This window comes from Pseudomonas sp. PGPPP4 (assembly GCF_002256045.1).
GTDB classification, from domain to species: Bacteria; Pseudomonadota; Gammaproteobacteria; order Pseudomonadales; family Pseudomonadaceae; genus Chryseomonas; species Chryseomonas oryzihabitans.
Genome location: NZ_NKID01000005.1, coordinates 209,573 through 236,363, shown reverse-complemented (window position 1 = coordinate 236,363; position 26,791 = coordinate 209,573). Strand labels below are relative to the sequence as shown.

The following is a 26,791-nucleotide window of genomic DNA, read 5'->3' as shown; positions in this document are numbered from 1 at the left end:
CGAGATACTCCATATGTGGAACCGACGAACGGTCGCACCTCGGTGGATTAGGTCTTCGCAAAGCGAACCCGTCGTCCCCTACCAGACCACAACGACCGACGAAAGGTCATTCAGGGCGGACTTTAGAAGACATGGTGGATTGGGAACTGGCAAGCCGCAAGAACGATCATCTGGACATCGTGCTGGATCCCCACAAGGCCCGCAGCGCCGTCACCACGGGCTTCGACGCCTACCGCTTCACGCATTGCGCCCTGCCCGAACTGAACCTCGACGAGATCGATCTCGGCACCCGCCTGTTCGAGCGTCCCCTGGCCGCGCCGTTGCTGATCAGCTCCATGACCGGCGGGCCAGAGCGGGCCGCGCTGATCAATCGCCATCTCGCCGAGGCGGCCCAGACGCTGGGCATCGCCCTGGCGGTGGGCTCCCAGCGTATCGCCCTGCAGCAGGGTGGCGACCAGGGTCTCACCGGCGAATTGCGCCGCCTGGCGCCGGACGTGCCGCTGCTGGCCAACTTCGGTGCCGCGCAGCTGGTGGCCGGCTACGGCCTCGACGAAGCCCGCCGCGCGGTGGAGATGATCGAGGCAGACGCCCTGATCGTGCATCTCAATCCCCTGCAGGAAGCCGTGCAGGCCGGTGGCGATCGCCGCTGGCACGGCATTCTCCTCGCCCTGGAAAATCTGGTTACACAACTGGCCGTGCCGGTCGTCGTCAAGGAAGTCGGTGCCGGGTTGTCGGGCCGAGTCGCCACGCAATTGGTGGAGGCTGGTGTGGCGGTGCTGGATGTCGCCGGCGCCGGGGGCACCAGCTGGGCGGCAGTGGAAGCCGAACGTGCCCGAGACGACCAGCAGCGCGCCATCGCCCGCGCCTTTGCCGACTGGGGCATCCCCACCGCCGAGAGTCTGCGCCAGGTGCGCGCTGCCTGCCCGCAGGCGACGGTGATCGCCTCGGGTGGCATCCGCGATGGCATCGACGTGGCCAAGGCCATCCGCCTCGGCGCGGATCTGGCCGGCCAGGCCGCCGCGGCCCTGCCCGGCGCCACCGAATCCACCGAGGCGGTGATCGCGCATTTCCAGGTGGTGATCGAACAGTTGCGCATCGCCTGCTTCTGCACCGGCTCGGCGGACCTGGCCAGCCTGCGCCAGGCCGAGTTGCTGGACGCCGCGCCGCTGCGGTGCCCATAGTGGCCGACACCCGACCGGACGCCGCCATGCATGTCGCCCTGATCTCGCCGCCGCTGCCGAGCCACCTGTCCACCCATCTGGTGCTGGGCGAGGCGCTGGTCGCCCTCGGCCACCGGGTCACCCTGCTGCACCAGGTAGAGGCAGGCGACCGGGCGCTGCCGGCGGGTATCGGCTTCCAGGCGATAGGCGCGACCAGTCATCCGCGCGATAGCCTGGCGCCGCTGCTGGCCCGTACCGCCAGCAGCAAGCCCTGGTCGGTGTTCGGCGTGATCGCCGACATGGCGCGCAATACCGAATTGTTCTGCCGCGAAGGCCCGGCCGCCCTGCGTGACCTGGGTGTTGACTGCCTTATCGCCGACCAGATGGAACCGGCCGGGGGCCTGCTCGGCGACCACCTGGGCCTGCCCTATGCGTCCCTGGCCTGCGCCGTGCCGATGAATCGTGAGCCCCACCTGCCGCTGCCCACCCTGCCCTTCGCCTACCCCGCCAGCGAGCGGGAAAGGCAGATCGTCCAGGGCGCCACCCAGGTGTTCGACCTGATGATGCGCGGTCAGGGCAAGGTCATCCAGCGCCAGGCCCAGGCCTTCGGCCTTGGCGACCGCCGGACCCTCGACGACTGCTTTTCGCCCTATCTGCAGCTGAGCCAGTGCCTGCCGGGCTTCGACTTTCCGCGGAAGGCCCCGCCGCCGCATTTCCACGAGGTCGGGCCGCTGCGCTCGCCGGCGGTGAGCGAGCAACGGCTGGCGCTGGAGATCGATCCGCGCCGGCCCTTCGTCTTCGCCTCCTTCGGCACCCTGCAGGGTGGCCGTCTGCCCCTGTTCCGCCGCATCGCCCAGGCCTGTCGCCACCTGGGCGTCCAGGTGCTGATCGCCCACTGCGGGCGCCTGGATGCCAGCGGCGAACGCCGCCTGCTCGACGACGGCGCCACCTGGGTCACCGACTTCGCGCCCCAGGAAGCGGCCATCGCCCGCGCCGATGCGGTCATCACCCACGGCGGCTTCAATACCGTGCTGGACGCCCTGGCGGCCGGCAAGCCCATGCTCGCCCTGCCCATGGTGTTCGACCAGCCGGGCATCGCCCGGCGCCTGGAGCGGGTCGGCGCCGGCATCTGCCTGGCACCGCGGCTGGCCAGCAAGGCCCGCCTGACCCAGGCCCTGGGCGCCGTGCTGGCCGACCCCAGCTATCGCCAGGCGGCCGAACGCTTCGTGCCCATCGCCAGAGCGGCAGGCGGCGTCGCCACTGCCGCCCGCCTGGTGGATGGCCTGGCCCGGCGAGGACTCGAGCGTGCGTCCTGATCTGCTGATCGTCGGCGGCGGCCTGGCCGGCGGCCTGCTCGCCCTGCGCCTGGCCGAAACCCGCCCGGAGCTGGACTGGCGCCTGGTGGAAGCCGGTCCGCGCCTGGGCGGCAACCACACCTGGTCGTTCCACGAGCCGGATCTCACCGCGCCGCAGCATGCCTGGATCGATCCGCTGGTCGCCCATCGCTGGCCGGGCTACGAGGTGCGCTTCCCCCAGCGCCAGCGGCAACTCGGCAGCGGCTACGCCAGCATCAGCGCCGAGCGCTTCCATGAGGTGCTGAGCGCCCGGCTACCGGCCGAGCGCCTGTTACTGGGGCGCGAGGTGCTGCGCCTGCAGGACGATGGGGTGGTGTTCGCCGATGGCTACACCCTGGCCGCCGGCGCGGTGATCGATGCCCGCGGACCGCGACCCGATCCGGCGCTCTGGCTGGGCTATCAGAAATTCCTCGGCCAGGAGGTGCGCCTCGCGCGGCCTCATGGCCTGGCCGAACCCATCGTGATGGACGCCACCGTCGATCAGCTGGACGGCTATCGCTTCGTCTACAGCCTGCCACTGGCCCCCGACCGGCTGCTGATCGAAGACACCTACTATGCCGATGGCGAGAGCCTGCCGGTCGAGCGCCTGCGCCAGCACCTGGCCGACTATGCCGGGCAGCAGGGCTGGGAGATCGCCGAGGTGCTGCGCGAGGAACAGGGCGTGCTGCCCATCACCCTGGGCGGCGATCTCGACCGCTACTGGGACAACGTCACCGCCGGCGCCCCCATCGGCCTGGCCGCCGGGCTGTTCCACCCCACCACCGGCTATTCGCTGCCCGAAGCGGTGCGCCTGGCGGAACACCTGGCCGCCCAGCCCTTCACCTCCAGCGCCGTGCTGCGCGACAGCCTGCGGCAGTACGCCCAGGGCCGCTGGCAGGGCCAAGGCTTCTTCCGTCTGCTCAATCGCATGCTCTTTCTCGCCGGCCGCCCCGAGCACCGGGTGCGCGTCATGCAAAGGTTCTACGGCCTCGGGGAACCGCTGATCCAGCGCTTCTACGCCGGCCGCCTCACCGCCTTCGATCGGCTGCGCATCCTGTCCGGCAAGCCGCCGGTACCGCTGAAACCGGCCCTGGATGCCGCGCTGGCTCGTCCTCCTCAGTTCAAGGAAGCACCATGACCCAAGGTAACGCGCCCAAGCGGGCCATCGTCATCGGCGCCGGCTTTGGCGGTATCGCCCTGGCGATCCGTCTGCAGTCGGCCGGCATCGCCACCACCCTCATCGAGGGCCGCGACAAGCCCGGCGGTCGTGCCTACGTCTACGAGGACGCGGGCTTCACCTTCGACGCCGGTCCGACCGTCATCACCGATCCCTCGGCCCTGGAAGAGCTGTTCACCCTCAGTGGTCGGCAGATGAGCGACTACGTGGAGCTGCTGCCGGTCAGCCCCTTCTACCAGCTGTGCTGGGAAGACGGCACGCGCTTCGACTACGTCAACGACCAGGCCCGACTGGACGAGCAGATCCGCGCCCTGGAGCCGGACGACGTGGCCGGCTACCAGCGCTTCCTGGCCTATTCCCAGGCGGTGTTCGAAGAAGGCTACATCCGCCTCGGCGCCAAGCCCTTCCTCAAGGTCGGCGACATGCTCGCCGCCGGTCCCAAACTGGCCCAGCTCAGCGCCTGGCGCAGCGTCTACACCCAGGTGTCGCGCTTCGTGAAGAGCGAGAAGCTGCGCCAGACGCTGTCCTTCCATACCCTGCTGGTGGGCGGCAATCCCTTCGCCACTTCCTCGATCTATGCGCTGATCCATGCGCTGGAACGCAAGTGGGGCGTCTGGTTCGCCAAGGGCGGTACCCACCAGCTGGTGCTCGGCCTGCTTAAGCTCTTTACCGACCTCGGCGGCGAGGTGCGGCTGAATGCGCCGGTGGAACGCATCCTCACCGAAGGCAATCGCGCCACCGGCGTCTGCCTGGCCGACGGCAGCCAACTCGCGGCCGATCTGGTGGCTTCCAATGCCGACGTGGTGCACACCTATCGCAAGCTGCTCGGCCACCATACCCATGGCGTGGTCGAGGGCAATCGCCTCAAGCGCAAGAGGCACAGCATGTCGCTGTTCGTCATCCACTTCGGCCTGAGCCAGCCGCCGGTGGGTCTCGAACACCACATGGTCTGCTTCGGCCAGCGCTATCGCGGCCTGATCGACGAACTGTTCAAGGGCCCAGGCGTGCCGGACGACTTCTCGCTCTACCTGCACTCGCCCTGCGTCACCGATCCGTCGCTGGCACCGCCCGGGCACAGCTCCCACTACGTGCTGGCGCCGGTGCCGCACCTGGGCAATGCCGACGTCGACTGGAGCGTGGAAGGCCCGCTCCTGAGAGACAAGATCTTCGCCTACCTGGAAGAGCGCTACATGCCCGGCCTGAGGGACAACCTGGTCACCTCGCGCATCTTCACCCCGGCCGATTTCCGCCAGGAACTCAATGCCCATGTCGGCTCGGCCTTCTCCCTGGAGCCCATCCTCACCCAGAGCGCCTGGTTCCGGCCGCACAATCGCGATAGTGTCATTCCCAACCTCTACCTGGTCGGCGCGGGCACCCATCCCGGGGCCGGCGTTCCGGGCGTGGTCGGCTCGGCCAAGGCCACCGCCAGCGTCATCCTCGAGGAGCACGGTTAGCCATGCCAGCCACCCCTGACGTCGTTGACCACGCCGAGCAGAGCATTGCCGTCGGATCCAAGAGCTTTGCCGCGGCTGCCAAGCTGTTCGCCCCCGAGACCCGCGAGAGCGCGGTGCTGCTCTATGCCTGGTGTCGCCACTGCGACGACGTCATCGATGGCCAGGAACTGGGCTATGGTCAGGTCGACGGCGATCGCCGCGCCGGGGGGGAGCGCCTGGCCGAGCTGGAACGCCTGACCCGCGCCGCCTACGGCGACGAGCCGCTGCAGGATCCGGCCTTCGCCGCCTTCCAGCGGGTGGTCAGGCGCCACGGCATTCCCCTGGCCCTGCCGCTGGATCACCTGGCCGGCTTTCGCATGGACGTCGAGGAGCGCGTCTATGTGGAGCTGGAAGACACCCTGGAGTACTGCTATCACGTCGCCGGGGTGGTCGGGGTGATGATGGCGCGCATCATGGGCGCCGAAGACGAGGAAACCCTGGATCGCGCCTGCGACCTGGGCATGGCCTTCCAGCTCACCAACATCGCCCGCGACATCGTCGAGGACGCCCGTATCGGCCGCGTCTATCTGCCGCGGCTATGGCTCGACGAACTCGGGGTGCCGGCGGACGAATTGGCCGCGCCGCGCCATCGCGAAGCCGTCGCCCAGCTGGCCGAGCGTCTGGTGCGCCTGGCCGAGCCCTACTACGACTCGGCACGCCAGGGCCTGGCCGCCCTGCCCCTGCGTTCGGCCTGGGCCATCGCCACCGCCCGCGGCGTCTATCGCGAGATCGGCGTGCAGGTGCTGCATCTGGGCGCCCATGCCTGGGATCAGCGGGTCAGCACCAGCACCGCCGACAAGTTGCGTCTGGTCTGCCGCGGAGCCGCCCGCGCCATGCTCTCCCGCCACCAGCGCGACGAGCCGCGCGCGAGCGAGCTCTGGACCCGGCCGCGGCGCTGACGCCAGCGATCGCGCTTCGGTCACATTTGTGCGCATCTTGGGGCTGCCCACTGGCAAACTTTTATGCGATAAACGGGTCGGATTAAAGCGACCCCTGGTGGGCCGCGGATGGATGGATGCCTGAGCCAGAGCGCTGCATCCGGTAGTCAGCCTACGAGTATGGGATTTGCACATGCACAAGACGGAAACGGCTGTTTCACACGATCGCTTCGCTGCCTCCTCGTCACTACTTGCCCTTGGCCTTTCCGCTAACGCGCAGTCCGGTTACAAGCCCGAATTCTTCAACGCCACCCAGTGGCGCACCCTGGTCGCCCTCTGCGCTCACCTGCAGGCCGACAGCGAGCAGGCCGATGCCCGGCTGCCCGAGTTCATCGATCGCCACATGCTGACCCCCTACGCCCACGGCGACCGTTCCAATATCGTCGATCCCTTCGACGAGCAGGCCCAGGTCCAACAGGGCGCCAACCTGCGCGATCTGCTGCGTGACGGTCTGGCCGTGGTGGACAGCTATTGCACCGAGCGTCTGGGTGCTGGTTTCGCCGAACTGGCGGCCGGTGAACAGGCCCAGGTGGTCAACGCTGCCGAAGCGGGTACCCTGAATCCGCCGGCCAAGGAATTCATCGATCTGCTGCGCAACGAAAGCGAACGCAGTCAGTATGCCCACTCCCTGTTCGCCGCCTACGACGACACCCCCGCCGTCGCCTGACCCCGCTTAGCGCCTCCCTGGAGGCGCTTCCCTCTTCCGCCTAGTCCACACCTTCCTGCACCTGGTCCCGTGCCTTGCGTTCGCGCGAGGAATCCAGCGCGCCGCCGTGTATCTCGCGCAGCTGCTGCTTGAGTTGCTGGGTAGTGGGCGCCAGCAGGAAACCGAAGGACACGCAGCCGTCCTTGCCATCCACCGCATGATGCATGCGATGCGCCTGATAGAGCCGCTTCAGATAGCCGGTGCGCGGGATGTAGCGAAACGGCCAGCGCTGATGCACCAGGCCATCGTGGGCGATGAAGTACAGCAGGCCATAGAGGGTCATGCCGGCGCCGATCCACTGCAGGCGCCAGTAGCCGGCATTGCCCAGGGCGATCAGCAGGATCGCGAGGCCAGCGAAGACCACCGCATAGAGATCGTTCTTCTCGAACCAGCCGGTACGCGGGCGGTGGTGGGACTCATGCCAGCCCCACCCCCAGCCATGCATGATGTACTTGTGCGACCACCAGGCGAAAGCTTCCATGCCGGCCACGGTGGCCAGCACGATTCCCGCATTGATCAGTAGCTCCAACGTTACCTCCGCAGGCGCCTGCTCAGGACGTCGCCGCCGGCTCGGCCAGGGTGCCGGCGGTCTCGCCCAGCAGGGGCGAATCCACCGGTAGACAGACCTGCAGGATACCCGGACGCACCTCGAATCTCACCCGGTCTCGTTTGACCGGTTCGCCATCGAGATTCATGTCCAGGCCTTCGGCGGCTTCGAGCTCCACCCAGGGCAGCCGCGCGCGGATGAACATCTCCTCGGTGCTGAAGCCCTTGCTGAGGAATTCGCCCAGGGTGCCGAGCACGTCCTGGGACGCCGGCAGGATACCCACGTCGAGCAGGCCATCGTTGACCACGGCGGTGGGACAGAGCACATGACCGCCGCCGGCCTGGCGACCGTTGCCGATGCCCAGGGCGAGGAATTCGCCTTCCCATTCGAACCCGGGACCGCGGAAGTGGCCATGGGCCGAATGCACCTCAGCGAAGCGGGTCAGGCCGGTGAGGAAGTAGGCCGCGCCACCCAGCAGGCGCTTGAGTTCGCCCGGGGTGTTGGCGGTGACCTGGGAGCCGAAGCCGCCGGTGGCCATGTTGAGGAACAGCTGACCCTCCGCCTCGATCAGGTCGATGGTGCTGGTCGGTCCATCCAACAGCGCCAGGGCCGCAGCGGGCTCCAGGGGTACTCCGGCGGCATTGGCGAAATCATTGGCGGTGCCCAGGGGCAGCAGGCCGAGACGGGCCTGGCTGTGATTCTGCGCCATGGCTTCGGCCACCGCCCGCAGGGTGCCGTCGCCGCCGGCCGCGATCAGGGTGCCGTAGCCTTCGCGAGTCGCCTGCTCGACGAAGCGCGCGGCATCGTCTTCTTCCCAGGTCACCCGCACATCGATGTGATGACCGGCGGCACGCCGTTCGAGAATGGCCTCCCGAACGTCCTCGTTACCGGTTTCCTTGCCATTGAGAATGACCAGGGCTGCGTCAGCCAGGGTGCCTGTCGTCGTCATGTCTGTCGTCCAAGGTTGGCGCTGCGCGGCGAGATGCCGCGTCAGGTACCGGGCAGCGCCCGGCGAGCGAATCTGGAGACTAGGACTGTGGCCCAACGGCCACGTTCAGTCCTGACCGCCGGTTGGCTAGGCCTTGAGCAATTCGGCCAGCGGGATGAAGCGCACCGGATCGCCCACGGCGAAGGTGCGGTCCTCGCGGATCTCCACCAGGCCATGGGCCCAGGCCGCCGTCTGCAGCACGTTGGAGCCCTGGTTGCGATGGGGTACCGCCCGGCCATTCTCCAGGCGCGCCCGCTGGTATTCGCGGCGGGCACCGGCACGCGGCCAGTCGAAACCGGCCGGCACCTCGACGCTCAGGGGCGCCACATCGATCTTGCCGGCCCGCCGCAGCAGATAGGGCCGCGCCAGCAGACCAAAGGTCACCAGGGTCGAGGCGGGATTGCCCGGCAAGCCGATCAGCGGGATGCCGCGGAAGCGCCCACAGGTCAGCGGCTTGCCCGGCTTGAGCGCCAGCTTCCACAGGGTCAGCTCGCCCTCCTCGCGCAGGGCCTGCCCCAGGTAGTCGGCTTCGCCCACCGAGACGCCGCCGGTGGAAAGGATCAGATCGGCCTGCAGCGAGCCCAACCGCCGGCGGGTCTCGGCAAGATCGTCCGGCAGGATGCCCTGGTCCGACACCTCGCAGCCCAGCCGCCGCAACCAGCTGATCAGCAGGACGCGATTGCTGTTGTAGATCTGCCCAGGACCGAGCGGCTGGCCGGGCGCCACCAGTTCATCGCCGGTGGACAGCACCGCGACCCTGGGGCGCCGAAAGACATTCAGCTGGGCACGCCCGAGGGAGGCGGCGACGCCCAGCTCCGCAGGACCCAGGGCAGTGCCGGCCGACAGGACCTCGTCACCGACCTTGACCTCGTTGCCGCGGCGCCGGATGTTGCGGCCAAGCCGCAGTTGCTCGACGAAGCGCACCCGGCCATCGTCCAGCACCTCGGTGTTTTCCTGCATTTCCACGCAGTCGGCACCCGCCGGCACCGGCGCGCCGGTGAAGATGCGCGCGCAGGTGCCCGGCTCCAGGGGCGCCGGGGCCTGGCCGGCGAAGATGCGCTGGGAGACCCGCAGCGGCTCGCCCTGCCAGTCGTCCAGGCGCAGGGCGTAGCCGTCCATGGCGCTGTTGTCCCAGGGCGGCAGATCCAGGTCGGCCACCAGGGGCATGGCCAGGATGCGCCCGTCGGCGTCTTCCAGGGCGACCTGCTCGAGGGGCAAGGGACCGTCTTCGGCCGCCATGGCCAGCAGTCGCGCCAGGGCCTCTTCCAATGACAGCAGGCTCATCCGCGTGGCCCGCAGGGTTCGGCCTGCTTGAGGTGCGGCACGAAGTTGCAAGGGCGATGACGGTTGTCCAGCTGCTCGGCGAGGATGCCGTCCCAGGCAGTGCGGCAGGCATTGGTCGAACCCGGCAGGCAGCAGACCAGGGTGCCGTTGGCCAGACCGGCCAGGGCGCGGGACTGCACGGTGGAGGTGCCGATGTCGGCCACGGAGATCTGGCGGAACAGTTCGCCGAAGCCATCCACCTGCTTGTCCAGCAGGCAGGCCACGGCTTCGGGGGTGCTGTCGCGACCGGTGAAGCCGGTGCCGCCGGTGATCAGCACCACCTGCACCTGGTCTTCGGCGATCCAGTGGGCGACCTGGGCGCGGATCTTGTAGAGGTCATCCTTGAGCAGCACGCGGTCGGCGAGGAAATGGCCGGCGGCCTCCAGGCGGTCGACGAACAGCTGACCCGAGGTGTCGGTCTCGAAGGTGCGGGTGTCGCTGACCGTCAGGACGGCGATATTCAGCGGTACGAAAACCGCCTCGGCTTTGTGGCTCATCTGCTTGGGTTTCCGAAGTGTGCGAAAGAAAGGGTGCAGCGGAAGACCGCTGGACGGCCAGCGGGTTTCCCGGAGGGGGTGAGCGCCGCCCTGGCAGCGGCCAGGAGATAGCCGCGCCGACAGCCAGGGTCACTGTCGGCCAGGATCGCGGGAAAGGTCCGAAAAGGCTGCATCGTCACAGCCTAGAGGAAAAGCCGGCGCCCCTTCAACCGAAGGGGCGCCTGGCCACGCCTAGCGCTGGCGTTGTTCGCCTTCGGCATGGGTCTCCCATTTGATGGGACGCGGATCGGCGATGTCGTTGACGTCCTGGCTGAAGCGGCCGTATTGCGGGGCGATATTCGGGTCTTCCTCCCAGGTCGCCTGCTGGGTGAAGGTGCCGGCCTTGCGATCGAACGTGAGGAAATGCCGGGCCGTCTTGCCGCCCCAGTCCGCGGACGGCAGGGAGATGAAATCCACCTGGTACTGGTCGTCGGTCAGCTTGCCGTGCACCACATAGACGCCGTAGTGCTCTTCGCCGGGCGAGATGATCTTGTAGACGCCGTTGCTGTAGTAATAGAGGGTGGCGTCGGGATAGGGCTTCTTCTCGTAGAGCTTTTCGTAGAACAGCGTCTGGCGGATGGTCGGCTGGCCAAAGGTGACCTTGACCGAGGGAGGTTCACCGCCGCCCGCGCCAAAGGCGGGCAAGGCGGCCAGGGCCAGCGCAGGGAGCAGCATCGTCTTCATCGTTTCCAAACTCCTTCTGGGCAGGGACTCCCCGCCAGCGCGCGGCAGGGATCAAAGGTTTCTAGCACGCCCCTTCGTACGGGACGCGCCCGAGTCCAGCCCAGACATTGCGCCCGGACAAACCCGCTCCCGCCGACCGCCAGCGGTGAAACCGGGCTAGGATGGACGCCCGCTCCCCACGTCCGAAAGCCGAGGTCCTCCATGCCGCTGTTACCCGCTTCCATCCTGATCCTCGCCGGCGGTCGCGGCCAGCGCATGGGTGGACGCGACAAGGGCCTGGTGGAATGGCGCGGCCAACCCTTGGTGGCCCAGGTGCAAGCTGCGGTGCGGGCGCTGACCGATGATCTGGTCATCTCCTGCAACCGCAATGCACCGCGTTATGCCCAGTGGGCCGACCAACTGGTGGCCGATGACCAGCCGGACTTTCCCGGCCCCCTGGCCGGCATCCTCGCCGGCCTCGCCGTGGCGCGGCATGACTGGGTGCTGCTGCTGCCCTGCGATGCGCCGCGGATCGATGCCGCCCTCGCCCTGCAACTGCTCGCGGCGGCCCAGGCGGGCGCGGGCCCGGTGATGGCGCGCCAGGGCGGCTATTGGCAACCGCTGTTCAGCGCCCTGCCCCGACGCCTGCTACCCGCCCTGCGCCAGGCCTGGGCGGACGGCGAGCGCAGTCCGCGTGGCGCCCTGCTGCCCCTTGGCCTGACCGCCGTGGACTTCGCCGAAGACGATATCCGCCTGGCCAACTTCAACGATCCCGCGGCGCTGGAAAGCGCGGTCTGAACGCGGCGTTCCACCCGGCCAGACGGCGTGACCCACCGGTTCCCGGACGAACTCGGCCCTGCACCCGCGGTCCTAAGCCCGCTTGGTTGCCAAGAAAGGAGACCGTCACATGAACAAGCACCTGCTCCCCGCCGCCCTGCTGGTCACTGCCAGCGCCCTGCTCGCCGGCTGCTCCACGCCCAGCGTCATCACCCTCAACGATGGTCGCGAGATCCAGGCCACCGACACGCCGAAGTACGATGACGACTCGGGCTTCTATACCTTCAAGCAGCTCGACGGCAAGCCGACCCGCATCAACAAGGACCAGGTTCGCACCATCAAGGAGCTCTGATTCCTGCCCGGCGCGATTTTTTTACCTAACCCCTTGTGCTTGCATGAGTTTTAGGTAGAATGCGCGCCATCCATCACGGAGCGTAGCGCAGTTTGGTAGCGCGTCTCGTTCGGGACGAGAAGGTCGCTGGTTCGAATCCAGTCGCTCCGACCAATTTGATCCGCAAGGATCACCCCAAGGCCCGCCTAGTGCGGGCTTTGTCGTTTCTGGGTGTTTTCAACGGCACTGGTAAGTCCTAGCCGTGCTCCCCGGATTGGGAAACCAAAACCCAATACAGGCCGCGGAAACGCAAACAGCAAGCGCCCTCCCCTCTGACATTCTCCCCTCTATCGCTGAAGGCGATTACCACCTGCCCTGCTTTGACGTAGGCGTTCTCCACTTCCTCTTGCAGACTGAAACAAGAGCCTGCCGACGCCCAGGCGAAATCCAGCTGCGCAGCGTCTAGATCTTGCTGGCCGGCGACAGGCCGCCTACGGGCGGCCTTTTCGTATCCTGCCGCCAAGGCCCGCATCGACGCTCTACGCGCCTTGCAGGGAGTCTGATCAGGTCAGACCCCCTGCCCTCTGGATGCAGAGCTGCGACTGTGGAGCGTCACAGGCTGGGGAGCCGACTGACTGCAGTGATCACCCTACCCTGGCCAGCGAAAGGCCGACGGCGGGCGGCGTGAAGGTGTCTGGGTAGCCGGTCCCACACCTCGGCCGCCAAGAGCCGCGCCGGAGGGCTCTGCACCCGGCGCGCGCCGTTGTCCCCCCGCCACACCTGCGGGCTAAATGCATCAGTTTTTCTGCACCCCTGCACCTACTGCCAACGAAGGCCTGTAGCGGCGCCAGAAAGGCTTGATAAGGGATCAGGGCCCCTGCGGAATTCTGCACCAACAACCCTTTTTCCTTGGCCCACAGCGAGTTAGCCTTTCACCGAACCAGCACCTTCGAGCGCTTCTAGCTTGTCATAAAATCGATCTAGCTTTACATTATCCAAGGCTGGCTTGACGCATTCCCCTGCATTGCTTGACGGCGACCAACCATACCTTTACACTGTAACATTTGAGGTTGACATGCAAATTGAGCATCAAGACATTCTTGCCTTGATCAAAGCGGCGCTTGAAGCAAATTACACAGACGTAAAAAATGCTAGCAACAGAATCGCTAGCACGTTTAGCAAGGACAACATTGAAGTCGCCAAACAGATCAAGTCTCTAATCAGAAAGAAGGGAGTTCCCCTTCGAAGCTCGGGTTATTCTGACGCTCTACCAGTCGACGCAAAATCGAGATCGCCACTTATAGAAGAGCACTCATGGCCGGTTACGCCGCTCTTCTTGAACGAAGATCAAAAAAACATATTTGACACTTTTGTCTCAGACGTATTAAACATTGAGACATTAGTCAAGCACGGCCTTGCAGGTCGTCTGAACCTCCTTCTTTCCGGGCCACCAGGCACTGGAAAAACCTTAATTGCTGGACATATCGCAGCACAACTTGGTCGCCCCCTATATGTGGTTCGGCTTGACTCAGTAATCTCCTCATTACTCGGTGACACTGCAAAAAACCTGAGACAGGTTTTTGACTTTGTTCCATCAAAAAATGGAGTACTCTTTCTAGACGAGGTCGATGCAGTAGCTAAGCTACGAGATGACACCCATGAAGTGGGCGAACTCAAAAGAGTGGTAAATACGCTTATCCAAGGCTTGGACTCCCTTGATGACCAGAGCGTAGTTATAGCAGCAACAAACCACTCGGGGCTTTTGGATCATGCCATATGGAGAAGATTTCCATACAAAATACGATTTGAGCTTCCATCCTTAGAAGTAAGGAAAGACCTCATAAATCACTATTTATTCTTGGATAAAGGTGAAGAATGGATACTGAACACTCTCGCAGCCATATCAAAGAGTTTGAGCGGGGCTGACATTGAAAACGTATGCCTTTCAGCCAGAAGAAGAAGCATCTTGTCAGGAAAGCCGATTTGTGTCGCGTCTGTAGCGCGTGCAATTCTTGCTAGCGAAACCGACCACACTGCAATCGCATTTAACCAAGAATTAAATACAGCACAGAAAAGGCATACTGCGCAGGAACTTCATACAAAGCACGACATTAGCAAAGTAGATCTATCAAAACTACTGAACGTAAGCCGCCAAACAATTTCTAGCTACTTTAGAGACTAATCACTATGGCCGAAGGTAATGGAAAACCGCTTCTCAATCCCGTCTTAAACTTTATGAAGGAACCTGTACCCTTCATGCCTGACGGTAGAGGGAAGAGCGTAAAAGGAATTGTAGTTGATCGGCTAGAAGCCCAAAGAAAGCGTCTATCGAAAAGCCTTATGGAGATCTCGGCGATCAGCTCTGAAATCCCTACACATAAGGGGAGGACGCATTTAATCGCCAGAATGTTTGATGACTCACATGCTCCCACATGGACTCCAAAGGATATTTTTGCCCATAGAAATGGCTGCCAAATACTAGCGCCAGCATTCAACGGATTTCTTATCGAAGCACCAATCGAAAACCTAGAAAAGATAGCGTCGAAACTCAAATCCGCAGAGTCAACAGCTGAAAAAGTCGATATATCCAGGGTCGAATCCATTAAGATTTTCGACTCTACCGAAACCATGCGAGGCAGGAGCATTCGTTCTGCTTGGAAAAATGCCGACTCGGGTAATAAGAAAGAATTCATTTTCTGGCTGCTACCTTTTTTCGACGTTGATGCAAGGAAATCTGTAGCTTCGAAGATCATTGAATTCTATAGACAGAACAAGCTGGAGTTTGGCAACCCAAAATTCGAAAATCCGTTTCAGCCCAACGGGGACTCTGTTCGATTCAATCCAAGAGACAAGCCTGTCGACCCTGACCTTTTGCGCGTACTTCGTGAGTATGTCAAAAACGGTGCGGCGGCATTTTCAGCGCGTGTGGCCAGCGCCGAAAACTTAAGTGAGATAGCAGCGTCTGGTACATCTTATAGAATTGAGCCAGTTGTCCCCATCGGGACAGCTGCTCTTCCCCCTGGAAATGGCAAAGAGCCTACACCTCTAACGGGGCCGATTGATCACTTGCCAGTTGTCGTTGTTTTCGACGGCGGCCTGTCGGCCAAAAGCTACAAACCCCTAGAATTTTGGGCGGCGCCCCCACTGGTCCCGGATCGACTTGCAAACCAAATCCATGGCAACAGAGTCACATCACTCGTATGTCAAGCACATGAGTGGAATAACAATTTGAGCCTGCCGGATCATTTCTGCCGATTTGTGACAGCTCAAGCCATCACGAAGGACGACGCCCCCAGCCAACCAACTCATGAACAATTCATTTCTTATTTAAGAAGCGTGGCCGAGCACACTGCTGCAGAGGCTAAAGTCTGGAATCTATCCTTTAACGAAAGGTCGCCCTCAAAGAATCCTGATGAAATCAGCTTTTTGGGCCACGAAATAAACAAAATCGCGCGCGAATTTGACATTCTACCTGTAATTTCTATAGGCAACTCTAGCGCTAAAAACTCTGCCACGCTGTGCGCTCCTGCCGACTGCGAATCAGCTATAACTGTTAGCGGTAGATCCTCTTGCAACCAAGGCTATCCAGCTGAATTCAGTCCAATAAGCCTGAAAGGGCCTGCACCTGCCGGCATGAGAAAGCCTGACGTATCTTGGTTTTCCAAAGTTCGAACGATAGGCGGCGACATCGTAAACGGAACTAGTTACAGCACCCCACTAGTTTCATCACTTGCTGCACATACGTTCGCCAATTTAAAGAAACCCACTCCAGACTTAGTCAGGGCCCTGCTGCTTAACAACTCTGAACTTGATCAGCACTGTAATGAATTAGGCTGGGGCACCCCTTGGTCCGAGAGCAATACGCCTTGGATATGTGCCGACGGCACCGTGACCTTAGCTTGGGTATCCAAGCTCAAACCTGGCTATTTTTATTACTGGAATGATATTCCCGTACCTCCTGAAATGCTTGTCGAAGGGAAACTTGCCGGCAGGGCATCCTTAACCGCAATCCTCAAGCCAATTGTTTCAGAGCTGGGAGGGACCAACTATTTTTCCACTCGCGTGCAAGTCGCTCTTCAGGCCCTATCAGCAAATGGAAGATGGAAGAATCTCCTTGGATCTATGAAAGAATCCAAAAGCGAGGAGAATGAGGCGCGAAGTGAGCTAGCTAAATGGTGTCCGATACGTCGTCACTCTGCACCATTTTCCAGGACAACCATTCAGAAAAACTCCATGCGCCTTAATGCTCGAGTTTATACTCGCGATTTGTACCAGTACGGCTTGGATAACCACGGACAGTTAGAAGAGCAAGAAGTAGCGTTCGTACTAACCTTTGAAGCGGTAAACCGAGATAATGGTATCTATAACTCTATGACAAACAGATTAGGGACTTTTGTCGAGAGTGCGGTGGTCGAGCAGGGTATCGACGTTATTCTCGGCGATGACACCTGATCGCGAATGCGTCCAGAAGAGACTGACCTCATCCGAGCTCGTCATGCTGGATGGTCATAGGATCCTGGCAGTGGGCTACGTTGCAGCTTTATGCAGATATGGATAAAGGCCCTGATTAACAGCTCGCAGAGGTACGTGTATGCCCGTGTGTATGCCAGGCTTATCCAATGTGAATCAAAGCCAGGCAGCATGCATGTTACCGCAGCCAGTATTGACGTAGTCGCTCGACCAATCCGATCCGCAAGGATCACCGCAAAGCCCGCCCAGTGCGGGCTTTGTCGTTTCTGGAGTTTGGCCTTGGCGCCCCCAAGGAGCGCCGCCCCCCTCTCTATCGCCGACTCAACGCCAGCTTCGCGGCGAACAGCAGAAAGACCACGCCCGTCACTCGATCCAGCCAGCGGATCACCGCGGCTTTGCGCAGGGTCTCGCCCAGGGTGCGGGTGGCGCCGATCAGGGTCATGGACCAGAGCAGGCCCAGCGCCACATGGATGGCGACCAGACCGAAGGTCCAGGCGATCAGGGGTTGGCCCTGGGGGATGAACTGGGGCAGGAAGGACACATAGAAGATGCCGACCTTGGGATTGAGCACGTTGCCCAGCATCCCTTTAAGGAACCAGTTGGAATCTGAGCCGCCCTCGCCTGCCGCGGGGGCGAGGGCATTACGGGGGCGCAGCAGCAGGTTGAGCCCGAGCCAGCAGAGGTAGGCGGCGCCGCAGTATTTGAGCAGCGTATAGGCCAGTTCCGAGACCGCCAGCAGCGCGCCCAGGCCGAAGGCCACGGCAGCGCCCCAGAGTAGGCAGCCGGCATTGATCCCGAGGGCCGCGCGCCAGGCCTGGGCACGGCCTTCTACCGCAGCGGTGCGCAGGATCAGCGCGGTATCGAGACCCGGAGTGAGGGTGAGCAGGGACGCGGCCAGGGTAAAGGCCAGCAGGTTATCAGCGAGGGACATGGCGGGGCTCGTTTCGGCTGGAGAGGCTCGAAACGGTAGCACGGGGTCAGGGCGACGATCAGCCTGCTCTCGGACTGGCATGGCCGCCCGCAGGCGGCCATGCCAAGGCTCAGCCGGCGGCGCGGAAGGCGGGTTCCTGGTCGGCGATGTAGCGGGCGGCGGCGCGGCGGGCTTCCAGTTCGAAGGCCTGGGGATTGCGATCGACGATGCGTTCCAGGGTGCCGCGGGGAATGCCGTCGGCTTCGAAATCGGTGCGGCACTGCAGGGCGCCGGCGTGGCAGACGTTGCGCTCGACCGCCTCGATCAGACCACCGGCGCGCAGGGTCTTGACGATGTTATGGGGCAGACGGCGGCTGCGACGCAGGGCGGCGGTGGCCATGGCCAGGACGTCGAGGATCTCGTTTTCCACCGGGGTGAAGGGGCCGTTGCCGAGCTTGCCCTTCTGCATCAGGTAACGACGCGAGAGCAGATTGCCCTGGCGTTCGAGGGCTTCTCGCGCGGCCAGGTCAAGGCGACCGCGGCTTTCCAGGCTGCGCTCCAGCGCAATGAGAAATTCCCAATCGGTGATCTGAGAAATCTGGGTGATGACTGCGTCCATGAAGCGCTCCTTGCCAGTCGGGAATAGATGGCACATTGATAGCGTTCAGCGCATTTGGTTCCCTGCAAAACCGGGATGCCGACGGACGTCATATCATTTGGCCAGTGGCGACTGATCCCGGCCGACGAGCGTGTCTGTTCGGGGGACGAAAGGAGCGATGACAAGAGCTGGGTACGCAGGCCGCACAAGCCGCTCTACCCCAAGACGCAGGGCGTTAGCGACGCGGCAGCAGGTTCTCGACCAATTGGCTGAGGTCGGCCACGCTCCAGGGTTTGGGCAGGAAGGCGGCGCGGCGCGGCAGGACGGCGAGATCCTGGTCGATATAGCCGGAAATGATGATGAAGGGCACTGTGGGCCAGCTCACCGCCGCGAGCTGGGCGAAGGCCAGACCGTCCAGAATGCCCGGAACGTTGACGTCGGCGATGACCATCTTGGTATCGCTGCCACGGGTGTCCATATGAGCCATCGCTTCATCGCTGGAGGCGACCGCCACGACATCCAGCCCCTGTTCGGTGAGGATTTCGGTCAGCAGCTCGCGCTGCCCCGGATCGTCTTCCAGAACAAGAATTTGTCTTTGTATTTCAAGGCTTCTTGGCTTCATGGCAGCTCAGACAGCGAAGGCGGGAGAGGTTCTCCCCAAACCTACCTAACGGTCACCTGAGGCAGGTGAGCGGTACGCTGGCAAATTGCCGTCAAGGCCGCGCCACGCCTGGCTTTCAGCCCGGAAAACTACGATGCCAGACAGCCTCGCACGAGGTGCGGATGAAGTTTTTTCGCCGCCTGGCTGTCTGAGGGGCAAGACGACCAATTTTGCCTGCGCAAGGATTCCACCTCCGTGAGCCGACAGCCCCCACCCCGCAAGGCGCGGGTCGACAATTCCGCGACCAGCGATGTTTCGCACGAGGGCAAGAACATCTTCTTCGCCGCCGTGGAAACCACGCGGATGCCGATGCTGGTGACCGATCCCAAGCAGCCGGACAACCCGATCATCTTCGCCAACAACGCCTTTACCGACATGACCGGCTACCGGGTGGACGAGTTGCTGGGGCGCAACTGCCGCTTCCTGCAGGGGCCGGAGACGGATCGTTCGGTGGTCGGCCAGATTCGCGAGGCGGTGGAGCAGGAGCGCGAGATCTCGGTGGAGATCATCAACTACCGCAAGGACGGCTCGACCTTCTGGAATGCGCTGTTCGTCTCCCCGGTGTACAACGACGCGGGCGAGCTGACCTATTACTTCGCGTCCCAGCTGGATGTCAGCCGGCGGCGCGACGCCGAGGACGCCCTGCGCCAGGCGCAGAAGATGGAGGCGCTCGGCCAGCTCACCGGCGGCATCGCCCACGACTTCAACAACCTGCTGCAGGTGATGATGGGCTACATCGACATCATCCAGCGCACCGCGGAAAAGCCGAGCTTCGACCAGGAGCGCATCGTCCGGAGCGCCACCCACGCCAAGTCGGCGGCGGAGCGCGCCAGCACCCTCACCCAGCAGCTGCTGGCCTTTTCCCGCAAGCAGAAGCTCGAAGGCCGGGTGCTCAACCTCAACAACCTGATCCGCACCTCCCATGAACTGGCGGAGCGGACCCTGGGCGACGTGGAAATCCGCACCCAGCTGGATCCCGAGCTGTGGAATTGCCGCATCGACCCTACCCAGGCCGAGGTGGCGCTGCTCAATATCCTGATTAACGCCCGCGACGCCCTGGCGGATTGCGCGCAGCCCAGCGTGGGCATCGAGACGCGCAACGTCGAGGTGCGCGAACTGGCGAACATGTCCTACGACGGCCTCATGCCCGGGCGCTATGTCAGCCTGGCGATCACCGACAACGGCCACGGCATGCCGGCCAGCATCCGCGATCGGGTGATGGATCCCTTCTTCACCACCAAGGAAGAAGGCAAGGGCTCGGGGCTCGGCCTGTCGATGGTCTATGGCTTCGCCAAGCAATCCGGTGGCACGGTGCGCATCTATTCGGAAGAAGACGTCGGCACTACCCTGCGCCTGTACTTCCCGGTGGATGACAGCCATGTCACCCAGCAACAGGCCGAGCAGCGCTCGGAGCGTCGCAGCGGAACCGAGCGCATCCTGGTGGTGGAAGACCGTCCAGACGTCGCGGAACTGGCCAAGCTGGTGCTGGAAGACTACGGCTACACCGCGCGGATCGCCTTCAATGCCAGCGAAGCCCTGCGCCTGCTGCGCGAAGACGAGCAGCCGTTCGACCTGGTGTTCACCGACCTGATCATGCCGGGCGGCATGAATGGGGTGATGCTGGCGCGCGAGGTGAAACGCCTGCATCCGGCGATGAAGATACTGCTCACCACCGGCTACGCCGAGAATTCGCTGGAGCGCACCGACATCGGCGGTTCGGAATTCGATGTGATCTCCAAGCCCTATATCCCCAACGACCTGGCGCGCAAGATTCGCCGGGTGCTGGACGGACCCAACGGGATCGCCTGATCCCGGCGCCCGGCCACGCCAGAACCTCGCGCCCCCGGCGATCCGGCGCTTCCCCCCTGGTGGCCGGACTGGACCCGGGGTATTAGACTTACCAATAAGTCAGTACGGGTTGTGCCTTCGCCCGCTCCGCCGTCAGCCGACGGCGTCTCTTCTTCACTGCCTGCACCTTGCCGCCGCACTCCCGGGCCTGTCCGGGGCGTTGGCCGGGCCGCGTCCACGTTCTGCCCTTTCGTTTTCCGACGCCACGAGGTCCGGTCATCCATGAACTCCCCTAGTCCGTCAGTCATGGCGACAGGCAACATCGGCCTGGATCAGGTGTTGCGCGGCGGCCTGCCCCGCGATCGGCTCTATCTGCTCGAAGGGACCCCGGGATCGGGCAAGACCACGCTGGGGCTGCAGTTTCTCTTCGAAGGGGTACGCCAGGGCGAATCGGTGCTCTACATCACCCTGTCGGAGACCAGTGAAGAGCTGCGTTGCGTGGCCGAGTCTCACGGCTGGAGCCTGGACGGCGTCGAGCTGTTCGAACTGTCCGCGGCCGATGCGGTGCTGGGCGGTGCCCAGGAGCAGACCATCCTCCACCCCTGGGAATCCGAACTGGGCGACACCATCGAGCTGATCCAGGCGCGGGTGGACGAACTGCAGCCCAGACGCCTGGTGTTCGACAGCCTGTCGGAGATGCGCCTGCTGGCCCAGGACCCCTTGCGTTATCGGCGTCAGGTGCTGGCACTCAAGCAGTTCTTTGCCGGGCGCGGCATCACCGTCCTGCTGGTGGACGATCTGACCGCCAGTGGGGGCGAACGAGACAATCATCTGCACAGCCTCTGCCACGGGGTGCTGACCCTGGAGCGCCTGACCCTGGATTTCGGCGCTGCCCGCCGGCGCCTGCAGATCCAGAAACTGCGTGGCCGGGACTTCATCGCCGGCTATCACGACTTCACCATCCGCCGCGGCGGGCTGGAGGTCTATCCGCGCATGATCGCCGCGGGGCGCTACGAAGACTTCATCGGCGAATCCGTCCCCAGCGACATCCCCGACCTGGATGCGCTGCTGTACGGCGGTCCGCTGCGGGGTACCAGCACCCTGATCACCGGCCCGGCCGGCACCGGCAAGACCACCCTGGCCCTGCAATTCGTGATGGCCGCCTGCGCGCGTGGGGAAAGGTGCGCGGTCTATGAATTCGACGAGCGCATCGGCACCCTGCTCAAGCGCGCGGAAAGCATGGGCATGCCGCTGCTGCGCTATATCGACGAGGGCCTGGTGGTGGTGCATCAGATCGATCCGGCCGAACTGTCGCCCGGCGAATTCGCCTGGCGCGTGCGGCAGGACGTCGAGAAAAACAGCTGCCGGATGCTGGTGCTGGACAGCCTCAACGGCTACCTGGCCGCCATGCCCCAGGAACAGCACCTGATCCTGCAGTTGCACGAACTGCTCTCCTACCTGAGCCAGTCCGGGGTGGTGACCTTTCTCATCAATCCCCAACACGGCCTGGTCGGAACGATGACCTCCAACCTGGATATCTCCTACATCGCCGATACCGTGGTGCTGGTGCGCTTCTTCGAGGCCCAGGGGCGACTGCGCAAGGCCATTTCCATCCTCAAGCACCGCGGCGGCGCGCACGAGGATGCCATTCGCGAATTGCGCATCGACCGTCAGGGCATCCGGGTGGGTCAGCCGCTGGTGGACTTCCGCGGGGTGCTGACCGGGACCCCGGAATACTTCGGTGCCAGGCAACCCCTGATGGAAGAGCGCGATTGACCGAGCACACCTTGCCCGCCTGCGAGCTGATCATTTGCGCCCCGCTCCGCGGCGACGCCACCAGCCTGCAGCGCCTCTTCACCCAGGGCTACCGCACCCGCTATCTGTCCAGCCTGGACGAGGTCGCGGCGGCGCTGGGTGAGGACACCGGCATCATCCTCTTCACTGAGGAGGCCCTGCGTCAGGACCTGGGCGCCCTGGCCGCAGCGCTGGAGCGCCAGCCAGCCTGGTCGGACATTCCGCTGGTGCTGCTGGCCTCCGACGCCAAGCGCTCGGGACGCGGCAACGATCTGCTGCGCCGACAACTGCCTGCGGCGACCACCAACCTGGTCATCCTGGAGCGGCCGCTGAGCGGCGCCTCCCTGCAGAGCAGTGTCGCCGCCGCCTGGCGTTCACGGCTGCGCCAGTTCGAGATGCGCGACCGCCTCGCCGAACTGGCCCAGGAGCGCGAGCGCCTGCAGACGCTGCTGGAGAATCTGCCGGTGGGGGTGTGTTTCATGGATGCCCAGGGCCGCACCCTAGTCAGCAATCCCTTCTATGAGCAGTACGTGCCGGGTCAGCGCATTCCGTCCCAGCAACCGCAGGAAGCGGCGCGCTGGACCGCGCTCGACAGCAATGGCCGGCTGCTGCCACCCGAACGCTTTCCGGGGGCCCGGGCGCTGGGTGGCGAGCGGGTCAAGGGGCAGGACTTCTATCACACCAGCGCCACCGGCGAGGAATCCTGGCTGCGGGTGAGCGCGGTGCCCCTGCACGACGCCGGCCAGCAGATCATCGGTGCGACCACGGTGATCGCCGATATCAGCGACGAGAAACGCGCGGAACTGGCCTTGCGCCGCTTCAACGAAGAACTGGAAGTCCAGGTCGCAGAGCGCACCCGCACCCTGGCGCTCACCCTCAGCGAATTGCAGCGGGAAACCGCCGAGCGCAGTCGCGCCGAAGAGCAGTTGCGCCAGTCGCTGAAGATGGAAGCGGTGGGTCAGCTCACCGGCGGCATCGCCCATGACTTCAACAACATGCTCACCGGGGTGCTGGGCGCCCTGGATCTGATGAAGATCAAGAACAAGGGGCAACTGGCCGGCCTGGAGCGCTACATGGAGGCGGCGCAGCACTCGGCGCACCGGGCGGCGGCCCTCACCCAGCGGCTGCTGGCCTTTTCCCGCCGGCAGTCGCTGGAATCCCGGCCGATGTCCGCCAACGAACTGATCCTGGCGTTGCAGGACCTGTTGCAGCGCACGGTGAGCGAACAGATCTCGGTGGAGCTGGCGCTGGGCGAGGACCTGCCCTGGATCCTGGCCGATGCCAACCAGTTGGAGAATGCCCTACTCAACCTCGTGATCAACGCCCGCGATGCCATGCCGGATGGCGGCGTCGTGACCCTGGCGACCTCGCTGCTGACGGTCACCGAACCGGGCGCCGAGGACGAGGCCCTGACCCCCGGCGACTATGTCTGCATCGAGGTGCGGGACAGCGGAACCGGGATTCCCGAGCGGCTGCTGAACAAGGTGCTCGAACCCTTCTTCACCACCAAGCCCCAGGGCCAGGGCACCGGCCTGGGGCTGTCGATGGTCTATGGCTTCGCCCGGCAGAGCAATGGCCGTCTGACCCTCGCCAGTGACGCCAGCGGAACCCGGGTGTGCGTCTATCTACCGACGGCGGAACAGCGCCGCGCACCGCAGCGGTCCGAGCCAGCGGAGCTCGTCCAGGGTGCCGGCCAGACCATCCTCCTGGTGGAAGACGACGATGCGGTACGGCTGGTCAACCAGGAAGCGCTGCAAGCCCTGGGCTATCGGGTCTGGAGCGCTGCGGAAGGCAAGGCCGCGCTGCGCCTGCTGGATCAGATCCCGCAGCTGGACCTGCTGGTGACCGATGTCGGTCTGCCGGGCCTCAATGGTCGTCAGCTGGCGGAGGTCATCCAGCAGCTCAGGCCGCGGCTGCCGGTGCTGTTCCTGACCGGTTACGCCGAGGGCGCCCTCAGCAGGAGTGCCTTCCTGGGTGGTAACATGGAGCTGATGACCAAGCCCTTCACCCTGGACCAGCTGGCCGCGCAGGTCGCCGCCATGCTGGCCGGATCCGCCAATCGGGCCGTGGTGCCCTCCTGAGGTCGCCGCCGCCCCGCGACCAGACCAAGGCACCCATGACCGCCCAGATCCGCCCCGCCCGCCGCGAAGACGCCACCCGCATCCACGAACTGATCGTCGAACTGGCCGACTACGAAAAGGCCGTCCACGAGGTGCTGGCCAGCCCGGCCCAGATCGAGGCGACGCTGTTCGCCGCCGACACCCCGACCCGGGCGCTGGTCGCCGAGCACGACGGCGTGGTGGTGGGCTATGCCGTGTATTTCTACAGCTACTCCACCTGGCTGGGCCGCAACGGCATCTACCTGGAAGACCTCTATGTGAGCCCCAGCGCCCGCGGCACCGGTCTGGGCAAGGGTCTGTTGCGCGAACTGGCCCGCGAAGCGGTGGCCAACGACTGCGGCCGCCTGGAATGGAGCGTGCTGGACTGGAACACCCCGGCCATCGACTTCTACGAAAGCCTGGGCGCCCAGGCCCAGAGCGAATGGGTGCGCTATCGCCTGGACGGTGCGGCGCTGCGGGATTTCGCCGAGAGCGGGCGGTAGGATTCACAGGTTGGGTTGAGCGCCAGCAAAGCCCGACGCGATGGGACGCGACATGGGTAATGTTGGTTGCGGTTATGGCGATCCGCTGTTGCCGGGGGACGCCGATCGCGGCCATGGGCCGCTCCTACGGATTCCGATTCCCCTGTAGGAGCGGCCCATGGCCGCGATCAGCGCCGTAGCGTGGAAAACGGCGCAGCCTTTTCCACCGGGGACTTCGGCATGGGGCGCGCCCTCACCCCAGCCCTCTCCCGGAGGGAGAGGGGGTTGTCCGAGTGAGAATCAGCGGCGTAGCGCCGTAGCGTGGAAAACGGCGCAGCCTTTTCCACCGGGGACTGCGGCATGAGGCGCGCCCTCACCCCAGCCCTCTCCCAGAGGGAGAGGGGGTTGTCCGAATGGGTATCAGTGTCGTAGCGCCGTAGCGTGGAAAACGGCGCAGCCTTTTCCACAGGGACTTTGGCATGGGGCGCCCTCACCCCAGCCCTCTCCCAGAGGGAGAGGGGGTTGTCCGAGTGAGAATCAGCGTCGTAGCGCCGTAGCGTGAAAAACGGCGCAGCCTTTTCCACCGGGGACTTCGGCATGGGGCGTGCCCTCACCCCAGCCCTCTCCCAGAGGGAGAGGGGGTTGTACGAGTGAGAGTCAGATCTTTGCCAGTCCTGAAAAATCGCAGGCGACTGGCACAATCCTATCCGCATCGAAGGACCGCCACCCGTTACCGATCCGCCAGTTCCACCTGTGCCGGGCGGCGCTGCATCAGCACCTTGCCGTTACGGATGGAGTACAGCGGCAGGCCCTGGCTGCGGACCATCTCGTAGTCGCTGTCGGCGGAGAGCACCAGCAAGTTGGCCGGGCGCCCCTCCTCCAGGCCGTAGCGATCGCCCAGGCACAGGGCCTTGGCGCTGTTGACCGTGACCAGATCCAGCGCCGATTGCAGGTTGCGATAGCCGAGCATGTGGCAGATGTGCAGGCCCGCTTCCAGCACCCGCAGGATGTTGCCGTTGCCCAGCGGATACCAGGGATCGACGATGGAATCCTGGGCGAAGCAGACGTTGAGGCCGGCCTCCAGCAACTCGTTGACCCGGGTCACGCCGCGACGCTTGGGAAAGGTGTCGAAGCGGCCCTGCAGGTGGATGCTCTCGGTCGGGCAGGAGATGAAGTTGATGCCGGCGTGGGTCAGCAGGCGGAACAGCTTGGCGCAGTAGGCGTTGTCGTAGGAGCCCATGGCGGTGGTGTGGCTGGCGGTGACCCGCGAACCCATGCCGCGGCTGCGTGCCTCTTCGGCCAGCACCTCGAGAAAGCGCGAATGGGGATCGTCGGTCTCGTCGCAATGGACGTCCACCAGGCAGCCGGTGCGCTCGGCCAGGTCCATGAGGAATTTCACCGAGCTCACGCCCTGGTCGCGGGTGTATTCGAAGTGCGGGATGCCGCCGACCACATCCGCGCCCAGGCGAATGGATTCCTCCATCAGCTCGCGCCCGTTCTTGAAGGACTCGATGCCCTCCTGGGGAAAGGCGACGATCTGCAGGTCGATCAGGTGGCCGGTCTCCTCGCGTACCTCCAGCATGGCCTTGAGTGCGGCCAGCGACGGATCGGTGACGTCGACGTGGGTGCGCACGTGCTGGATGCCATGGGCGGCCAGGGCGCGGATGGTGCGTGTGGCGCGGGTCTTGGTGTCTTCCTGGGTGATGGTGGCCTTGCGCTCGCCCCAGCACTCGATGCCCTCGAACAGGGTGCCGCTCATGTTCCAGCGCGGCTCGCCAGCGGTCAGGGTGGCGTCGAGGTGGATGTGCGGCTCGACGAAGGGCGGCACCACCAGGTTGCCGGCGGCGTCGATGTCGTCCGGCCCTACCGCAGGCGGCATGAGCTGCTCGGCGATGGCGGCGATGCGTCCGCCTTCGAGGCGGATGTCATACAGGCCTTCGCGGTCACGCAGGCGGGCGTTGAGGATGCGCATGGTCGATCTCCTAGAGCAAGGCAGGGGCGGCGGCACGTCCGCGA

Annotated in this window: 24 protein-coding genes and 1 tRNA gene; 15 read left to right on the top strand and 10 right to left on the bottom strand. The window is 64.3% G+C overall.

The window, feature by feature from the left end:
* Positions 1 to 131 precede the first annotated feature (131 nt).
* From fni to CFE50_RS11765, 6 genes are all read left to right on the top strand, one after another.
* Positions 132 to 1,181 carry a type 2 isopentenyl-diphosphate Delta-isomerase gene (fni, locus tag CFE50_RS11790; protein WP_286733705.1) on the top strand — a complete coding sequence of 350 codons (1,050 nt, stop codon included), beginning with the start codon at positions 132 to 134 and terminating at the stop codon, positions 1,179 to 1,181.
* Entirely contained in the window at positions 1,181 to 2,476 is a 1,296-nt protein-coding gene (locus tag CFE50_RS11785; RefSeq protein ID WP_286733704.1) for a nucleotide disphospho-sugar-binding domain-containing protein, read from the top strand. Before fni ends, CFE50_RS11785 begins: the two co-directional genes overlap by 1 nt.
* Positions 2,439 to 3,632, top strand: coding sequence for a lycopene beta-cyclase CrtY (gene crtY / locus CFE50_RS11780; protein ID WP_286733702.1), 1,194 nt, complete (start codon positions 2,439 to 2,441; stop codon positions 3,630 to 3,632). The genes CFE50_RS11785 and crtY overlap by 38 nt, the downstream gene beginning before the upstream one ends.
* A complete protein-coding gene (locus CFE50_RS11775) occupies positions 3,629 to 5,125 on the top strand; it encodes a phytoene desaturase (RefSeq protein WP_286733699.1) in 1,497 nt (498 codons plus the stop codon). Before crtY ends, CFE50_RS11775 begins: the two co-directional genes overlap by 4 nt.
* A gap of 2 nt (positions 5,126 to 5,127) precedes the next feature.
* Complete coding sequence (locus tag CFE50_RS11770) at positions 5,128 to 6,063, top strand: phytoene/squalene synthase family protein (protein ID WP_286733697.1); 936 nt, start codon at positions 5,128 to 5,130, stop codon at positions 6,061 to 6,063.
* Between the two features lie 172 nt (positions 6,064 to 6,235).
* Positions 6,236 to 6,769 carry a gluconate 2-dehydrogenase subunit 3 family protein gene (locus tag CFE50_RS11765; RefSeq protein WP_286733695.1) on the top strand — a complete coding sequence of 178 codons (534 nt, stop codon included), beginning with the start codon at positions 6,236 to 6,238 and terminating at the stop codon, positions 6,767 to 6,769.
* A gap of 40 nt (positions 6,770 to 6,809) precedes the next feature.
* On the opposite strand, the gene CFE50_RS11760 is transcribed toward CFE50_RS11765, so the two are convergent.
* The 5 genes from CFE50_RS11760 to CFE50_RS11740 all read right to left on the bottom strand — a co-directional run bounded on the left by CFE50_RS11760 (position 6,810) and on the right by CFE50_RS11740 (position 10,886).
* Positions 6,810 to 7,337 carry a sterol desaturase family protein gene (locus CFE50_RS11760; RefSeq protein WP_286733694.1) on the bottom strand — a complete coding sequence of 176 codons (528 nt, stop codon included), beginning with the start codon at positions 7,335 to 7,337 and terminating at the stop codon, positions 6,810 to 6,812.
* Between the two features lie 22 nt (positions 7,338 to 7,359).
* Complete coding sequence (gene yegS, locus CFE50_RS11755) at positions 7,360 to 8,304, bottom strand: lipid kinase YegS (protein ID WP_286733692.1); 945 nt, start codon at positions 8,302 to 8,304, stop codon at positions 7,360 to 7,362.
* A gap of 126 nt (positions 8,305 to 8,430) precedes the next feature.
* Entirely contained in the window at positions 8,431 to 9,627 is a 1,197-nt protein-coding gene (locus tag CFE50_RS11750; RefSeq protein WP_286733689.1) for a molybdopterin molybdotransferase MoeA, read from the bottom strand.
* Complete coding sequence (moaB, locus tag CFE50_RS11745) at positions 9,624 to 10,163, bottom strand: molybdenum cofactor biosynthesis protein B (protein ID WP_133859462.1); 540 nt, start codon at positions 10,161 to 10,163, stop codon at positions 9,624 to 9,626. The genes CFE50_RS11750 and moaB overlap by 4 nt, the downstream gene beginning before the upstream one ends.
* Positions 10,164 to 10,394: 231 nt before the next feature.
* On the bottom strand, positions 10,395 to 10,886 hold the full coding sequence (locus CFE50_RS11740; protein WP_286733685.1) for a hypothetical protein: 492 nt from the start codon (positions 10,884 to 10,886) through the stop codon (positions 10,395 to 10,397).
* 201 nt (positions 10,887 to 11,087) lie between these two features.
* Here CFE50_RS11740 and mobA point away from each other — a divergent pair, with 201 nt between their 5' ends.
* From mobA to CFE50_RS11715, 5 genes are all read left to right on the top strand, one after another.
* On the top strand, positions 11,088 to 11,663 hold the full coding sequence (gene mobA, locus CFE50_RS11735) for a molybdenum cofactor guanylyltransferase MobA (protein ID WP_286733683.1): 576 nt from the start codon (positions 11,088 to 11,090) through the stop codon (positions 11,661 to 11,663).
* A 109-nt stretch (positions 11,664 to 11,772) separates the two neighbouring features.
* The gene (locus tag CFE50_RS11730) at positions 11,773 to 11,994 is read left to right on the top strand and encodes a YgdI/YgdR family lipoprotein (RefSeq protein WP_286733682.1); all 222 of its coding nucleotides are present in this window, start codon (positions 11,773 to 11,775) and stop codon (positions 11,992 to 11,994) included.
* Between the two features lie 76 nt (positions 11,995 to 12,070).
* A tRNA-Pro gene (locus CFE50_RS11725) sits at positions 12,071 to 12,147 on the top strand.
* Positions 12,148 to 13,048: 901 nt separating this feature from the next.
* On the top strand, positions 13,049 to 14,155 hold the full coding sequence (locus CFE50_RS11720) for an AAA family ATPase (RefSeq protein ID WP_286733679.1): 1,107 nt from the start codon (positions 13,049 to 13,051) through the stop codon (positions 14,153 to 14,155).
* A 5-nt stretch (positions 14,156 to 14,160) separates the two neighbouring features.
* A complete protein-coding gene (locus CFE50_RS11715; RefSeq protein WP_286733678.1) occupies positions 14,161 to 16,425 on the top strand; it encodes a S8 family serine peptidase in 2,265 nt (754 codons plus the stop codon).
* Positions 16,426 to 16,753: 328 nt separating this feature from the next.
* On the opposite strand, the gene CFE50_RS11710 is transcribed toward CFE50_RS11715, so the two are convergent.
* The 3 genes from CFE50_RS11710 to CFE50_RS11700 all read right to left on the bottom strand — a co-directional run bounded on the left by CFE50_RS11710 (position 16,754) and on the right by CFE50_RS11700 (position 18,573).
* Entirely contained in the window at positions 16,754 to 17,374 is a 621-nt protein-coding gene (locus CFE50_RS11710) for a LysE family translocator (protein ID WP_286733677.1), read from the bottom strand.
* Positions 17,375 to 17,483: 109 nt separating this feature from the next.
* A complete protein-coding gene (locus CFE50_RS11705) occupies positions 17,484 to 17,972 on the bottom strand; it encodes a hypothetical protein (protein ID WP_027597570.1) in 489 nt (162 codons plus the stop codon).
* Positions 17,973 to 18,186: 214 nt separating this feature from the next.
* A complete protein-coding gene (locus CFE50_RS11700) occupies positions 18,187 to 18,573 on the bottom strand; it encodes a response regulator (protein WP_286733675.1) in 387 nt (128 codons plus the stop codon).
* Between the two features lie 234 nt (positions 18,574 to 18,807).
* Here CFE50_RS11700 and CFE50_RS11695 point away from each other — a divergent pair, with 234 nt between their 5' ends.
* The 4 genes from CFE50_RS11695 to CFE50_RS11680 all read left to right on the top strand — a co-directional run bounded on the left by CFE50_RS11695 (position 18,808) and on the right by CFE50_RS11680 (position 24,796).
* Positions 18,808 to 20,421, top strand: coding sequence for a histidine kinase famiy protein (locus tag CFE50_RS11695; RefSeq protein WP_286733674.1), 1,614 nt, complete (start codon positions 18,808 to 18,810; stop codon positions 20,419 to 20,421).
* Positions 20,422 to 20,682: 261 nt separating this feature from the next.
* The gene (locus tag CFE50_RS11690) at positions 20,683 to 22,176 is read left to right on the top strand and encodes an ATPase domain-containing protein (RefSeq protein ID WP_286733672.1); all 1,494 of its coding nucleotides are present in this window, start codon (positions 20,683 to 20,685) and stop codon (positions 22,174 to 22,176) included.
* Entirely contained in the window at positions 22,173 to 24,275 is a 2,103-nt protein-coding gene (locus tag CFE50_RS11685; RefSeq protein WP_286733670.1) for an ATP-binding protein, read from the top strand. Before CFE50_RS11690 ends, CFE50_RS11685 begins: the two co-directional genes overlap by 4 nt.
* Positions 24,276 to 24,310: 35 nt before the next feature.
* On the top strand, positions 24,311 to 24,796 hold the full coding sequence (locus tag CFE50_RS11680; protein WP_278439998.1) for a GNAT family N-acetyltransferase: 486 nt from the start codon (positions 24,311 to 24,313) through the stop codon (positions 24,794 to 24,796).
* 167 nt (positions 24,797 to 24,963) lie between these two features.
* On the opposite strand, the gene CFE50_RS11675 is transcribed toward CFE50_RS11680, so the two are convergent.
* Positions 24,964 to 25,374: a hypothetical protein gene (locus tag CFE50_RS11675; RefSeq protein ID WP_286733669.1), complete on the bottom strand. Its 411-nt coding sequence runs from the start codon at positions 25,372 to 25,374 to the stop codon at positions 24,964 to 24,966.
* Between the two features lie 131 nt (positions 25,375 to 25,505).
* Positions 25,506 to 26,747, bottom strand: coding sequence for a cytosine deaminase (gene codA, locus CFE50_RS11670; RefSeq protein WP_042135569.1), 1,242 nt, complete (start codon positions 26,745 to 26,747; stop codon positions 25,506 to 25,508).
* Between the last annotated feature and the right edge of the window lie 44 nt (positions 26,748 to 26,791).

Bases quoted from the DNA above. Each gene is read 5' to 3' on its own strand.
- CFE50_RS11765 (WP_286733695.1), top strand. From the start codon at position 6,236: ATGCACAAGACGGAAACGGCTGTTTCACACGATCGCTTCGCTGCCTCC.
- crtY (WP_286733702.1), top strand. From the start codon at position 2,439: ATGGCCTGGCCCGGCGAGGACTCGAGCGTGCGTCCTGATCTGCTGATC.
- CFE50_RS11680 (WP_278439998.1), top strand. From the start codon at position 24,311: ATGACCGCCCAGATCCGCCCCGCCCGCCGCGAAGACGCCACCCGCATC.
- CFE50_RS11705 (WP_027597570.1), bottom strand. From the start codon at position 17,972: ATGGACGCAGTCATCACCCAGATTTCTCAGATCACCGATTGGGAATTT.
- CFE50_RS11775 (WP_286733699.1), top strand. From the start codon at position 3,629: ATGACCCAAGGTAACGCGCCCAAGCGGGCCATCGTCATCGGCGCCGGC.
- CFE50_RS11675 (WP_286733669.1), bottom strand. From the start codon at position 25,374: ATGCCGAAGTCCCCGGTGGAAAAGGCTGCGCCGTTTTTCACGCTACGG.
- CFE50_RS11740 (WP_286733685.1), bottom strand. From the start codon at position 10,886: ATGAAGACGATGCTGCTCCCTGCGCTGGCCCTGGCCGCCTTGCCCGCC.
- CFE50_RS11730 (WP_286733682.1), top strand. From the start codon at position 11,773: ATGAACAAGCACCTGCTCCCCGCCGCCCTGCTGGTCACTGCCAGCGCC.
- mobA (WP_286733683.1), top strand. From the start codon at position 11,088: ATGCCGCTGTTACCCGCTTCCATCCTGATCCTCGCCGGCGGTCGCGGC.
- CFE50_RS11715 (WP_286733678.1), top strand. From the start codon at position 14,161: ATGGCCGAAGGTAATGGAAAACCGCTTCTCAATCCCGTCTTAAACTTT.
- CFE50_RS11720 (WP_286733679.1), top strand. From the start codon at position 13,049: ATGCAAATTGAGCATCAAGACATTCTTGCCTTGATCAAAGCGGCGCTT.
- CFE50_RS11770 (WP_286733697.1), top strand. From the start codon at position 5,128: ATGCCAGCCACCCCTGACGTCGTTGACCACGCCGAGCAGAGCATTGCC.
- CFE50_RS11750 (WP_286733689.1), bottom strand. From the start codon at position 9,627: ATGAGCCTGCTGTCATTGGAAGAGGCCCTGGCGCGACTGCTGGCCATG.
- CFE50_RS11690 (WP_286733672.1), top strand. From the start codon at position 20,683: ATGAACTCCCCTAGTCCGTCAGTCATGGCGACAGGCAACATCGGCCTG.
- moaB (WP_133859462.1), bottom strand. From the start codon at position 10,163: ATGAGCCACAAAGCCGAGGCGGTTTTCGTACCGCTGAATATCGCCGTC.
- yegS (WP_286733692.1), bottom strand. From the start codon at position 8,304: ATGACGACGACAGGCACCCTGGCTGACGCAGCCCTGGTCATTCTCAAT.
- fni (WP_286733705.1), top strand. From the start codon at position 132: ATGGTGGATTGGGAACTGGCAAGCCGCAAGAACGATCATCTGGACATC.
- CFE50_RS11700 (WP_286733675.1), bottom strand. From the start codon at position 18,573: ATGAAGCCAAGAAGCCTTGAAATACAAAGACAAATTCTTGTTCTGGAA.
- codA (WP_042135569.1), bottom strand. From the start codon at position 26,747: ATGCGCATCCTCAACGCCCGCCTGCGTGACCGCGAAGGCCTGTATGAC.
- CFE50_RS11710 (WP_286733677.1), bottom strand. From the start codon at position 17,374: ATGTCCCTCGCTGATAACCTGCTGGCCTTTACCCTGGCCGCGTCCCTG.